A 13650-nucleotide genomic window follows, 5' to 3' on the forward strand; every position below is an offset into this window, starting at 1 on the left:
GCCACGCGATCGCGACGCAGGTGGAATTTTCTTCGGTCATGCTTGGGCGGCTGTGCTGTGGGCGTATGCTCGGCGTACGGTCCCGACGAACGGCCCGAGAGCGTCAGATGACGGATTGTCGGATTGCCTTGGCGTGTACATGGACCACATTCTCCGGGCTGTAGCGGTCGATATGCTCCTTCCTGAAAGCGGAGAAAGATTTTTCGATTATTAGATTTTCGCAGTAGTGATCCATCGCCTCGACCAACGCGTCCTCGTCGTCGGGTGGCACCAGACGTCCGAGGCGTTGATCGACCAAGATATCGCTCGGGCCGAATTCGCAGTCGGTCGATATGACCGGGAGTCCGCACCGCAAGGCTTCGCATATCGCGAGCGACCAGCCTTCCCAGCGCGAAGTTGCGACGAAGATATCGCTGGTGTCGAGCGCCTGCTGCGGATTGTCGGGATGATACGCGAGTGTGATGACGTTCGACATGTCGAGCGCGTGGATCTGCTCGGCGAGCGCGCCCTCGTCGGAGCCGTGACCGACCAAATTGAGGCGGATATTCTTTCGACGAGCGTACAACCTCGCAAAGGCCCTGATCAGGATATCCTGGCCCTTCTGGAAGTCGTAACGTCCGACATTCACGAACGTGACGAGGGTCGGGTCCGGTCGGGTGTCGGTGCGCGACGGGTCGAAGCGCCGAACCGGGTTCGGCACCCAGTACATCGGGCGCGAGCAGTTGAAGTCGTTCTTGAAAGCTTCAAGTTGTCTCGGCGAGGTTCCGAAGACCGAGATTATGCGGCGAAGAACCAGGTGATTCAGGAGGAAGAAGTAGAGTGCGGATTTGAAATTCGTGGCTTCACGCCTCGGATTTCCGTGGAGATGCATCGCAACCCGCTGTCGGATCCCGAGGCGGGCGAACCAGAAGATGACGGTCGGCTCGATTTGCGGAACGATCACCAGGTCGTAGCGCTTTTCTCGGATGACGGCCCTGAAGGTTCGGAGAAGATCCAGCCGCGACGTGACAGGCCGAAAGACGCTTCGATAATGCCGCGGCTCGGGCGGGTGATTTTTATGTTGCGAGAGTCTCAGGACATCGACATCGAACTCTGCGCTGTAGTTCGTCGCGAGTTCGGTGCAGATTGTATCGACGACGCGTTCGATTCCCGCGAAGACGGGAGTTCTCGGCTGGATATAGAGGATCTGAAGTCTGTCGGTATTCGCAGATCGCATCTACGCCGCCCCTGTCGCTGGAGATGTCGAGAGCCGACCGCAGATGCGCCGACGGTGCGCGAGCTTGGGTCAGGCGCGATTGAGAACGGCGCCGATCACGTTCGCGCCGGCACCGATCAGGCCGTTCACCGCGTCCGACAGTTCATCGACGGTGGTCCGCCCGGCCTCGGCGACGATCACCACGACATCGGCCCGACGGGCCGCGACCCGGGACTCGGCCGAGACGGAGAGCGGCGGCAGGTCGAGGATGACGTAGCCGCCCCGGCGCATCTGGTCGATGACGCTCTGGAAGATCGAGGAACTGAGGGACACGCCGGTGCCGACCGCCGTGTACGGCGACCGCGACGGCAGGACGGAGACGCCCCCGAAATCCACGAACTTGGCCAAGGCCAGGTGGCTGGGATTGATGATCAGGTCGGCCAGACTCGCGCCGACGCCGGCCTTGGCGTCCGGGGTCAGGAAGAAGGTTCCGGCGCCGTGGATATTCGTGTCGATCAGCCGGGCCGTCCGACCACCTTCCTGCAGCAGGCGCGCCAGGCTCAGGCCGATCAGAGTCGTGCCCGTGCGCGGGGTGCAGCCGACCAGGGCGATGACACAGTCGGACTCGTGACCGCGCGCCGAGAGCGCCAGCTGGATCGACGTCCGCAGATCGCGGACTCCGGTGGAGAACTTGACGTTGAGGAACCACGGCGCGTTGACGTTGCGCAGATCCACCGTCTCGCGGCGCCCGTCGGCGGTCTTGCGCACGACCTCGGGCATCACGGCGAGGCAGGGGAGGCCGGCCCGCTGGGCGAGATCCTGCGGCGTCCGGATCCGGCGGTCGAACGCCTGCAGCAGCGCCACGGCCAACAATCCGCCCACGAGGCCGATCATCGCGCCGAGTCCCAGGATCAGGGTTTTGCGCGGGGCCGAGGGTTTGAGGGGCTGCAGCGCCGCGCCGATCACCCGCGCATCGGCATCGGGCGTCGGCGCGTCCGGCAAGGTGCCCTCGGTGACGGCCGCCGCGGCGGACCGGGCCTGAGAGGCGAGGGCATTGACGCGTCCCTGGAGGAACTCGGCGCCGTTCTTGGCCGCATCGGCTTTGGCCGCGATCGATTGCAGGAGATAAGCCGAGACGGCCGCGTTCGCCACGCGCCGCGCCAAATTCGGATCTTGGGACGTGTACGAGACCTCAACCACGTATGATTGGCCGACGCGCCTGACGTTAAATCGCTCGGCGAAAGTCTCGAACTTCCTCTGCTGCAGGATGGCGGATGTCGAGGGCGGGGCGGTCCGCAGACCCGACAATTCCGAGGCGCTTGAGCCGGGCTCTCTCGGGCTCTCCGCGTCCGGGGGGCCGAATTCCGGGTTGTTCGCGAGCTGGAGGCTGTTGAACACGTTTGCCAACAGCCGTTCCGAGCGGAGAACCTGGAGCTCGCTCTCGGCCCGGCCCACATCGAGGCTCGGCATCAGGGCACCGTCGGAGGAGCCCGAGCCCGCCGGGCGCCGCGGCTCGAGCAGCAGCACCGCGGTCGCCGTGTAGGAAGGGGTTGCGGTCACCGCGTAGAGCGCCGCGCAGCCGATGCAGAAGAGCACCCAGATGGCGACCGCGTATTTGTGACGCCGGGCCGCCTTGAGGGCCGCGGAGATGACGGCCAGCGGCCCGTCCTGCACGCCGACGGACGTCGTCTCCGGGAACTGGGCGAGGGGCTGGGTATGGTCCGGCGCGATCCGGTTGTTGGTGTGGATGTTCATCTCACGCTTTCCGCCGGATCTGCAGGGCCCGCTCGGGTTCCAGCCGTCCCAGGAGCACGTCCGCGGCGCCGCGCAGATTGCCGCGCAGCCGGCCGCGCCGGTCGATGAACGGCTCGGGGGCCGGGAAGCGCGTCACGTTGCTGAGAACGTTGCGGGTAATCTGACCGAGGACTTGAGATGAAGTCATCGTGCCCTTCCGCAGCATGTACAACGGATTGACGATTTGCGAATAGCCGAGCCGATCGCCCGAGATCCGGCCGCCCTTCACGCCCATATGAACGCCGCGGGCCTCCGTGCATTTGACAAGCCGGCCGCCCTTGGCCGCCAGGGCCGCGCCGAAATCGCGGTCCTCGAGCCAGCCGTACAGGACGAGCCGCTCGTCGAACCGCAGCGTGCCGATGGCCGAGCGACGGAACGCCATGTTGCAGCCGTACGGGCTGAAGGCCTCGATCGGCGCCGCCGGCTCGACCGGGCCGAGCGCGGCGAGCATCCGGTCGACCTCGGTGAAGCGCAGCCCCGGGCCCTTGATGCCGTCCGCGACGACCTCGCCCGTCAGGCCGACGATGTCCGGCTCGTCGTGAAAGCGCTGCGCCGCCGCGGCGAGCCAACCGGCTTCGGGAACGAAGTCATCGTCGAAGAAGACCACGATATCGGTCGCCTCGGGCAGCGCGGCGAGAGCGGCATTTCTCTGGACGGCGAGTCCGGGACGCCCCGTCACCACCGTCACGCCGGGCCACGCGGCCGCCTCACCCGCATCGTCCGGGGTGACGCAGGAGATCAGGACAGCGTCGGGCTTCAGGGTCTGCCGATCCAGGATCCGCCTGAGGGTGCCGGTCAGCACCTCGGGGCGGCCGAGCGTCGCGATGGCGACGGCGATGCTGGGCGGCGACGGCCCGGCGGATCGGGAGGCCGGTCGCGCCTTCGGCGCGCGCATGAGATCGAGGTAACCCTGCGCCGAAGCCTGCCACGAGAAGAGGGCCGCCTGAGCGCGGCCACGGCCGATCAGGTCCGATCGCAGGTCCGGGCTGGACGCGAGGGCGCGGATCTGGGCGATCCAACGTTCCGGCCGGTCCGGCGGAGCGAGGAGGGCTGCCGACCCGCAGATCTCCGGCAAACTCGCGCGGTCGGTCGAGACGACGGGGCAGCCGCGCGCCATCGCCTCCAGGGCCGGAAGCCCGAACCCCTCCGTGAGAGAGGGGAAGGCCAAGCACAGGGCGCGCTCCATCAGGTAGGCGAGGTCGTGGTCGGTGACGAAGCCGAGGTGGCGGACATTCTCGCCGCGCTGCAACGCCTCGGCGGCGTAGATGCTCGCTTGGCCGCCCGCCACCACCAGGTCCAGGCCGAGCTCGCCCAGGGCGGGCGCCAGTTTGAGCAGCAGATCGAGGTTCTTGTGGCGTGCGCGGGACCCGAGGGCCAACACGAAGGGACGTTCCAGGCCGTCGGCGTCCCGGTTCAGGCTTGCCGGTGCCCGGACGGCCTGTCGCGGATCCCAGGCGTGCACATGCTCGTGCCCGTTCGGCAGGACGACGATGTCGGAGGCTCTCACCGAGAGATGGTTCGCGATCTGCCCGGCGGAGAAGGCCGAGACGGTGGCGATCCGCGCGGCGCGGCGGGCCAGAAGCGGCTGGAGTGTCCTGTAGAAGGTGCGGAACGACGCGCTGTAGCTCTCCGGCGCGTTGAACACGTTCGCGTCGTGGATGCAGACGACCTGATCCGCCTTCAGCGCGGGGGCGGTGTTGCAGAGGTTGAGCAACGGGCCGGGCCACGCGCGCGGCAGGATGAGCTGCTCCCAGGCATGCCCGCCCGCGGGTCCGACGGTGCGGAGCGGCGTGCCCGCGAGCAGAGGGTCCTCCGTGTCCGGCACGGACAGCAGGGGCGCGCGCTCGCCCCGGGCGGCCAAGGCCGCGCTCATCGCCCGGGTGACGTTCATCGCGTAGCGCTGAACCCCCGTCATCGGCTGGGTGAGGAACCGACCGTTGATTCCAAACGATCCGACTGCCGTCATGCTGTCGCTCTACTCCCGTCCGAGCCTCGATTCGCGGACCGAATACGAGAAGAAAGAGTATTCCACCTTTCGTGAGAGCGGCGCGGCCGGGCCCGCGCGCTCGGGAGCCGGGATCACGCGCAGCCCCATCCGTGCGCGGAAAGCCCGTATGTAATATAGGCAGAAAATCGGGGCGCTAATTATTTCATAGCCACCGCTTTGACTTTCTACAAGAAAATCCGAGTGCAGAAGCACGTGCGCGAGCGCTGCATTCGGGGACGCGCCGGAGAGCTCAGTTCGCACCCGAGGCCTGCCGGCGCCACTGGGACGGCACCGCGCGCGCCTCGGGCGCGGGCTCACGGCTGCGCCGGAGACGGGAAGCGGCTTCCCGGTGGAGGGCGCGTCCCGCGTAGACGGCCTCGATCACGGGAAGCAGGAATCGGCCGACCCGCGGGAAGCAGCGGAGGAGCGCGCCTTCGCGCCAGAGACTGTCGCGGATCTGCTGCACGGGGCGAGCCGAACGCGGCGCGGCGTATTGCGCGCTCAACTCGGCGCGTCCGAAATCGCGGGATCTGCCGCCGAGGCTCAAGGCCGAGACGGCCCGGTCATCCGGCCAGATCACCGCGGTCTTCAGGGCCGTCCAGGCCCGCGCCGCCTCGTCCGGGATCGTCGCCACGCTCTCCAGGCGAAGACGGTCGATGTGAGCCAGGACGCCCGTGAAGAGGTCCGGCCGCGTCGGCGCGATCCGCGCCTCCCAGCCCTCCTCCTGAAGATTGGCCCGCGGCGGCGATCCCGGGACGGGCTGGGAGAAGGTGCGGACACTCGGCAGGTCCGGTTCCAGGCAGGCCTCGATCAGGTGCCAGAAGCGCAGCACCGATGTTCGCGCGTCCCAGGGCTTGTACCAATCGCTCTCGACGCTCAGGCCGAGCGTGCGGCGGAAATGCGGTGTGGCGAGGCGCTTGTAGTTGCAGCGAGCGAACTGGAGTCCGGACCAGGTCCGCTCCGGCAGGCCCTCCTGGAGCATGCGGACCGTACTGCCGTAGAGCCCCGTATCGACCAGCACGCAGTGGCGCGCCGTGCCCGCGCAGGCATCGAGATGCGCGCGGAAACGGGCATCCTGCTGGGCGACCGCGGCATGAAGACGGGCGACGCCGGGCTCGTTGCCGGCGAGGAGCGCGGCGAAGGTCGAGTCCTGAAAGGGGGCATCCCAGGAAGCCGGCAGGGCCAGATCGTCGCGTTGCGCCAGCGCCGCCGCGACTTCCGACATCGCCCGGCCGCTGAACTCCCGACCGAGTTCGGAGAGAACGCCGGGACTGGGCGGATCGAAGGCGGTGCGGGCGGCGACGAGGCGCGACACCATCAGGGCCGCATGCGGCAGGTTCGGCGGCAGGCCGGCTCGCTCGAGGAACCGCTCGTAGGCGAGTTGCAGGCGCAGGCCGCCCCGGGCGCAGAACAGCAGGACGGTCTTGTCCGGCGCGAGGAAGCGCTCGACGAGCCAGAGGCGTAAGCAGAATTCGGTGAGGATCGGGCCCAGCACGCGCTGCCCGAACGCGACCGCGTCCTCGCGTGCGTCGCCGCGCGCGGCATCGACCGCATTCATGGCCCGGTCCTCACGGCCAGGCCCTCATGCCCCACTCCCCACGGCCCCGTCCCGGGCGGCACCGATCCAGTGCCGGTGCATCACGCGGGCGCGGACGGCGTCGAGGCGCCGCCGCAGCACCATGTGGCGCGGCCGGAGCAGGTGTGCCGTGCGCAGGCCCGAGGCCGCGGCCATCGTCACATCGGCCAGCGTGTCATCGCCGAGGTGGAGGACCTCGGACGGGGCCACTTTCTCGTTCCGGAGAACGACGTCGAACAGCGCCCGTGTCCGCTTGGTCGCGTCGTGATCGGCGCTGGTGTAGATGCGCGCGACGGGATGGCCGGGAGCCAGCGTGTTCAGCAGATGCGCGATCGTCTCGCCGCGGTGGTAGGTATCGCTCACCGCGATGATCCTGTCTCCGGCCTGCGCCCGCCGCTTCAGCCAGGTCATCAGCCTTTCGTTCGCGCGCAACTGCGCGAGCTCGACCGTGATCTCGGCCCGATACAGAATGTTTGCGGCTCGATCATCGAGGCTGAGGACGCGCGTCATGGCCGCGAGCATGTCGGCGAAGCGCACGTCGCCCGAGGGATTGGTCAAGTCGAGCGCGCGGTAGGCCGCGCGCTGCACCTGCAGGCGCGCGGCGTAGATCGCGCCCGGGCGGCGCGCCGTGCCGTGCTCCGCCGCGAGCAGCCGCGACGCGACCGTCGCGATGTCGTGGAAGCGGCAGCGCTCGGATCGGTGGTCGCGATGGAGCAGCGTGTCGAAGACGTCGCAGGATACGATTCGGGCCGCCGTCTCGGGTAGGTGCATGGTGGCTTGATCTCTCCCGACCGGTTGCGACCGAACCCGATTTCCGGCTGCGGGACGGTGTCCGGCAGCCTCCTGCAATGACGGTGCCGTGTCGGCGCGACGCCGCGCACGACAACCGTACTCTGAGCAGTATAGCAAGAATTTGTCCCGTCCGACATGAATGAAGACGTGCTGCCACAGCCATAAGCATTGACGAGGCGGCAGTGCTCCCCCGGAAAGGCGGGTTGATCGGCCCGAGCGAGGACGCCGCTTTCCGGGATCGTGGGCCCTTACGAAGCCTGGAAACGCCCGACAAGACCACCGTTTGGTGTAGTCCCGGCGATCGAAGGTGCGACCTGCGTCGTGGCGAGCGACCGATACGCTCGGCGGATCTCGGGTGACACCGCGACGGGGCGCCGGGCCTCAGCGCGGCGCGCTCCCGCGGGGCCCGGTCCGCGTCGGCTGGTGATGGTCGCCGATCGACCCGCGGAAATGGAGATCGTCTTCTCCGCCCGTTCGTCGCGATGTGCCGGGCAAATCGGGCCGATATCCAGCAATCGAGCTGGATATTTTGCCGGAACTTCAACGGTTTGACTGTGGATCTCGGTCCGATGCTGTGTTAACCACGCCGTGTTGTGCGCTCGAGACGGTGAGATACGGGAGCGCGGGGCGACGAGTGAGAAAGACATCTGTCGTGATCACGGAGCCGAAATTAGCCGTCATCATCACCTGCTTCAACTACGAAAACTTCGTAGGCCGGGCGATCCAGAGCGTCCTCGATCAGGGCAGCGACGCCTGTGAGATCGTGGTGATCGACGATGGATCGACGGATCGCTCGTGGTCGATGATCCAGCAATCCGGCGTTCCGGCGTTCCGGATCCCGAACGGCGGTCAAAGGGCGGCCTGCCTCTACGGATTGGCCAAGACCCGCGCCCCGTTTCTGCTCTTTCTCGACGCGGACGACGAGCTCCTTCCGGGCGCGCTCGCGCGCATCCTCCCCGCACTGGATACGAACGTCGCCAAGCTCCAGTTTTGTCTGACTTGCATCGATTCGGGCGGGGCTGTCCTGGCGGACCCGTATCCGGCGCTCGACGCCTTCCGCGGGCAGGACAGGGTCGTCAACGACATCCTGCGCTCCGGGGTCTACCGGACGCCCCCCACGTCCGGGAACGTCTTCCGGCGCGACGTTTGTGAGCTGCTCCATCAATGTGAGTACGACCAGGCCGTCGATGGCGTGATCCTGCTGGCCGCTCCGTTCATGGGCGACGTCGTCAGCCTTGCCGAAAGTCTCGGGCTCTACCGCGTCCATGGCCGGAATGATTCGGGCCTGGGACGGGTCCCGCAGGCGGCGACCTTCGAGCGGGATCTTCAGCGGTTTCAGTCGCGGCTGGCTCATCTGCGGAGCCTGCTCCGGAACTGGAGGCCCGAAGTCTCGCTCATCGAGCCGGAGAAGACATACTATTTTCAGTTCCTCGCGTTCTGTGCGGCGACTCTTCGTGGCACCCGGTACGGCGGCCGCCCGTTCCTGCATCTGATCGGATCCGTGCTGACCGAACCGCGCCCGCTGAAATGGAAGGTTGCGAATGCGCTCTTCGTGACGGCGACGTTCCTCGCGCCCGTTCGCGGCGCGCAGGCGTTGCTCGCCTTCCGCTTCTCGCTGAGGCGCCGGCCGGTGCGCCAGATCGTGCGGGCGAGATTAGGCGCGGGGCAGTGTTGAGGGACGGCACGATTTAGAGGGCTGCACTCCCATGGAGATGAATATCAACATCTAAATATCTATTAAAGTTGTATCAGTTTTCCTGTCTGACTAAGGTCGTATCTCGCGCTCCCGTCGGCGCCGCGGCTCCCGCAGATCCGCAGCGCGGGCAGAGGCGCGGATCCGACACGTGCGCTCGTAAGTCATGCGTATTCTCCATCTGCTGAATCACACGCGTCGGCTGAACGGCCATGTCCACGCGGCCGTCGATCTCGCGTGTCGACAGGTGCAACTCGGGCATCAGGTCGCGGTCGGCAGCCAGGGTGGCGATCTCGACGCCCTGCTCCGCTCCAACGGCGTCGAGACGATCTTCGCGAGCCACGACCGCGGTCCAGATCAGGTTCTGAAGTCGTTCCTCGGTTGTGGCGGCGTGCTTCGGCGTTGGCGTCCCGATATTGTCCATGCCCATATGATGACGAGTGCCGTTCTGGCCTGGCCGAGCTGCAAGCTGTTGCGCATGCCCCTCGTGACGACCGTCCACAATGAATTCGAGAAGGGCGCGATCCTCATGGGTCTCGGGAACAGGGTCATCGCGGTGAGCGGCGCCGTCGCCTCGTCCATGCGGAGGCGCGGCATCGCGGGCTCGCGAATCGATGTCGTGCTCAACGGGACGATCGGCTCGGCCCGCATGCGCGGTCGATCCGAAGAGCCGCAGAACCTGGATCATCCCGCGATCGTCTTCGTCGGAGGCCTGCACCCGCGGAAGGGCTTGCCCGATCTCCTCCGGGCCTTCGACGCGGCGTTCCCCCATAACCCGGCCATGCGGCTCTACGTCGTCGGCGGCGGTCCCCATCAGGACGCCTACGAGCGGACCGCGCGCGCGCTGCCCTGCGCGGATGCCATCACATTCGCGGGCCCGCGGGACGATCCTTACCGCTGGATGCTAGGGGCCGACATCTTCGTGCTCCCGTCCCACGCCGATCCGGCCCCGCTCGTGCTCTCCGAAGCCCGGGAGGCGGGGTGCGCGATCATCGGCACGAACGTCGACGGGATCCCTGAACTCCTCGAGGCGGGACGGGCGGGCATTCTTGTCCCGCCCGGCGATTGCGACGCGCTTGCGCGAGCGCTGATCGCGCTGACCACCGATCCGGCGCAGCTGAGCGAATGGCGGGCGAAGAGCCAGCTCAACCTGGATCACCTGCGGATCGATCGGGTGGCCGAGGAGACCTTGGCTGTCTATCGGCGTGCCGCCGGCGGGGCGGGCTGAGGCCCGATCCCGCGCGCAGGGCCGGACGCCGCGCGGCCTCCGCGCTGCGCCGTCGTGGTGCGCGCGCAAGGCGGCCAAATTGGCTAGATTGATGCTTCCGCCGGATACTGGTCCAAGGCTGATCGACGGGGCCAGGATCGGAGCCGCTATGTTGTCTAGTTCCGGATCTGTTTCTTGAGCGCGCGCGACTTCGCTTCGAGCCGCCGCGGGGCCGGTCGTCACCGCGCGGGACACGTCCATGCTGGCCTTTAAGACGCTGCGCGGCGCCGGCTGGAGCGTCGCCGCCCGGCTCTCCGGGCGCGCGATCGATCTCGCGACGCTGCTCATCCTCGCGCGGGTCCTGTCACCCGCCGATTTCGGCCTGACGGCCATTGCCATGTCCCTGGTCGCCATCGTCGACATGGTTCTCGAGGTCCCCCTCGTTCAGGCCCTGATGCGCCTGCAGGACGTCGAGAAATCGCATCTGGATACGGCCTTCACGCTGGGGCTTCTGCGCGGCGCGGTGATCGCCCTCCTGATGGCGGCGGCGGCTTGGCCGGTCGCGCATCTCTACAGCGACGCTCGGCTCATCCCGATCATGCTGGCGCTCTCGTCGGCTCCGATCGCGCGGAGCCTCTACAGCCCGAGCATGGTGCATCTGTACCGCACCATCGACTTCCGCGTGTCGTTCATAGCGGATTTCTCCGGCAAGATTGCAGCCGCCCTCATCTGCGTCGGGGCTCTCTACGCGGGGGCCGGTTACTGGGCGCTGGTGATCAATCCGGCCGCATCGTCGATCCTGCCGACCGTCCTGTCCTACGTGCTGGCGCCCTACCGCCCGCGACTCTCGTTGGAGAAGGTGAGCGCCTTCTCGGCCTTCACCGGCTGGTTCACATCCGCGCAGATCCTGGCCGCCTTCAGCTGGCAGTACGATCGGATCTTCCTCGGCTATCACGTCGACAAGGCCGTCCTGGGCCGGTACGGCGTCGCGAGCGACTTCTCCGTCCTGCCGACCCAGAGCCTCATCGGGCCCGCCATGCGTCCGGTGATGGCCGCGTTCGCATCGATCGCCGATGACCGCCTCCGCCTGCAATCCGCCTTCCTGAGGGCGGCGCGGCTCACGATGATCATCGCGTTCCCGGCCGGCGTGGGCATTGCCCTGACCGCCGACCAGATCGTCAGCGTCGTCCTCGGTTCGCAATGGGGCCCGGCGGCGCCTTACCTGCGCTGGCTGTCCCTGGCCATCATGTTCACCGCCTATTATCAGCCGGTCTCGACGCTCTGTCTCGCCATGGACGAGCCGGATGTCATGCTCAAGATCAACATCGCGGAATTGATCTTCAAGATATCGACCATGACCCTCGGGTTCTACGTCGGCGGCATCATGGTGATGATCTACGCGCGGGTCGCGGCAGCCGTCTTTCATTTCCTCATCAGCGCGATCTACGCGCAGCGCCTCGTCGGCGTGGGGGTGGTGCGGCAGGTGGGCAACCTCTGGCAGGTCGGACTCTCATGCCTCGTGATGGCCGTCGCGGTGGTCGCGCTGCGGGCGCTGCTGAGCCGCATCGACATCGGACTGGTCGGGCTTCTGGTGGCCATGATTGCCAGCGGCGTGGCGGCTTACGGCGTCACCATGCATCTGCTCGGGTTTCGCCTGCGGGCCCTGCGTCCCTGAGGCGCCGCTGGACAGGATTGGTGCCGTACAGACCTGGATCCCGGGGTTCGGCAGGGGGCGATCGACGGATTCGCGGTCGACGCGCTGTCGGCGCGGCGCTGGCCTGTCGACCCCGCGCGAGCGGCGGCCGGAAGACAGAACACGGGCCGACAAATCTTGGATAATTTGGCTATCCCTGCTACGATTCAATGTGAGTCTCGGAGATATGTGCTACAGATGCCGTAGGTCGGTCGCAGCGCGCAAGTTTATATTGAAGAACTGGCTTGGGACGAGGAGGATTTGATGCGTCTGCGTTCCATGGCGGCGGCCTGCATTGCGCTGTTCGGCAGTCCCCTCGCGGCTGCGGCCGCCGACGAAGCCGGCCGGTACGTGCTCGGTCCTCAGGATCATCTGACAATCCGCGTCTATGACCTGCGTCGCAATACCGGGGAGGCCTATTCGTGGACGGCGCTGAACGGGCAGTTCGTCGTCGCGGCGGATGGAACGGTCTCCATGCCGCTGATCGGCCAGATCAAGGCCGCGGGCGGGACGCCGCTCGATCTTGCGAACGCGATCGGTGTAGCGCTGAAGCAGGTGGCTGACCTCGCCGAGAAGCCCGCGGCTTCCGTCGAGGTCGCGACGTACCGTCCGTTCTACATCATCGGCGCGGTCCAGCAGCCCGGCAAGTACGAGTATCAGCCCGGCCTGACCGTTCTCCAGGCGGTCAGCACGGCGCAGGGCCTCATGCGCGGCACTGACCCGCGCAGCATCCAGCGCGATGCGGTCACGTCGCGCGGCGAGTTGCGAAACCTCGCCGCGGAGCGCGCCGGTCTGGCCGCGAAGCTGGCCCGCTTGGAGGCGGAGATCGCCGGCGCGGACGCGATCGCGTTCGGAGCCGATCCGAAGGGCCCGGCGGACAAGGCGTACGCGGATCAGGCCGTCCGCGGCGAGCAGCTTCTGTTCGACACGCGACGGAACGCTTTGAAGGCCGAGATCAAGGCGATCGAACAGTCGGTCGCCAGTTTCGAAAACGAGATGAGAACCCTCGACAGCAAATCCAAAACCCTGGACCGCCAGATCGAGCTCAGTCGCGGGGAGCTCGGTCTCATCAACGATCTGGTCTCGAAGGGGCTCACGATCGCGCCGCGCAAGCTCGCCGCCGAGCAGAGTCAGGCCTCGTTCGAGAGCAGCCGGCTCGACGTCCAGGTGGCCATGCTGCGTGCCCAGCAGAGCCTCACGCGGGCCGAGCGCGACATCATAGACCTCAAGGCCCGGTTCCGCCGCGAGGCCCTGTCGGAGGCCGCAGAGACACGGCAGAAGATCGCCCTGATCGACGAGAAGACGCGCACGGCCGAGCGGCTCACGGCCGATGCCGAGGCTCAGATGGTCGGCAGCACCGATGATGCGGCGGAAGGCCTGAGCGCGCGGTACGAGATAACCCGGAAGCAGGGGGCGAAGGCGGGCACGTGGCTCGCCTCGGAGGACGCCGTCGTCGAGCCCGGCGACGTCGTGCGCGTGACGCTCGCGCGTCAGCCGGCGGACCGGGCCGGCGAGGCGCGTCAGCCGCCGACGCCGCGGCGCACATCCGGGAGCTCTCCGGTAAGCCGCGGCCCCGCCGCGCCGGACGCACCGTACCGGACAACCGAGAGCGCCAACCGCTGAGACGGCCCGTGCGCCGCGTCGCAGCGGTCGGGCGACGCGGTCGCCTGCACGCCCCATACCGGCGGGACGCCGATCATGCCGGGACCCGTC

At 67.4% G+C, this 13650-nt stretch carries 9 protein-coding genes; 4 read left to right on the top strand and 5 right to left on the bottom strand.

Annotation, left to right across the window (positions count from 1 at the left end; genetic code table 11):
• Positions 1–103 precede the first annotated feature (103 nt).
• From MOTC310_RS28505 to MOTC310_RS28525, 5 genes are all read right to left on the bottom strand, one after another.
• Entirely contained in the window at positions 104–1216 is a 1113-nt protein-coding gene (locus MOTC310_RS28505; RefSeq protein WP_331304199.1) for a glycosyltransferase, read from the bottom strand.
• Positions 1217–1285: 69 nt separating this feature from the next.
• Positions 1286–2950, bottom strand: a complete 1665-nt coding sequence (locus MOTC310_RS28510) for a Wzz/FepE/Etk N-terminal domain-containing protein (RefSeq protein ID WP_331304200.1) — start codon at positions 2948–2950, stop codon at positions 1286–1288.
• Position 2951: 1 nt separating this feature from the next.
• Positions 2952–4955 carry a glycosyltransferase gene (locus MOTC310_RS28515; RefSeq protein WP_331304201.1) on the bottom strand — a complete coding sequence of 668 codons (2004 nt, stop codon included), beginning with the start codon at positions 4953–4955 and terminating at the stop codon, positions 2952–2954.
• 271 nt (positions 4956–5226) lie between these two features.
• On the bottom strand, positions 5227–6534 hold the full coding sequence (locus MOTC310_RS28520; protein WP_331304202.1) for a rhodanese-like domain-containing protein: 1308 nt from the start codon (positions 6532–6534) through the stop codon (positions 5227–5229).
• Positions 6535–6558: 24 nt separating this feature from the next.
• Positions 6559–7401: a hydrolase gene (locus MOTC310_RS28525; protein WP_331304203.1), complete on the bottom strand. Its 843-nt coding sequence runs from the start codon at positions 7399–7401 to the stop codon at positions 6559–6561.
• Between the two features lie 595 nt (positions 7402–7996).
• On the opposite strand from MOTC310_RS28525, the gene MOTC310_RS28530 reads away from it, so the two are divergent.
• The 4 genes from MOTC310_RS28530 (at position 7997) to MOTC310_RS28545 (ending at position 13560) form a co-directional block, all read left to right on the top strand.
• On the top strand, positions 7997–9019 hold the full coding sequence (locus MOTC310_RS28530; RefSeq protein ID WP_331304204.1) for a glycosyltransferase family 2 protein: 1023 nt from the start codon (positions 7997–7999) through the stop codon (positions 9017–9019).
• A gap of 184 nt (positions 9020–9203) precedes the next feature.
• A complete protein-coding gene (locus MOTC310_RS28535; protein WP_331304205.1) occupies positions 9204–10265 on the top strand; it encodes a glycosyltransferase family 4 protein in 1062 nt (353 codons plus the stop codon).
• A gap of 238 nt (positions 10266–10503) precedes the next feature.
• On the top strand, positions 10504–11919 hold the full coding sequence (locus MOTC310_RS28540; protein ID WP_331304206.1) for a lipopolysaccharide biosynthesis protein: 1416 nt from the start codon (positions 10504–10506) through the stop codon (positions 11917–11919).
• 282 nt (positions 11920–12201) lie between these two features.
• Positions 12202–13560 carry a polysaccharide biosynthesis/export family protein gene (locus MOTC310_RS28545; protein ID WP_331304207.1) on the top strand — a complete coding sequence of 453 codons (1359 nt, stop codon included), beginning with the start codon at positions 12202–12204 and terminating at the stop codon, positions 13558–13560.
• Positions 13561–13650: the final 90 nt, after the last annotated feature.

Origin of the sequence: Methylobacterium oryzae, from assembly GCF_036441375.1 — a bacterium.
In the GTDB taxonomy this organism is placed as follows: Bacteria; Pseudomonadota; Alphaproteobacteria; order Rhizobiales; family Beijerinckiaceae; genus Methylobacterium; species Methylobacterium oryzae_A.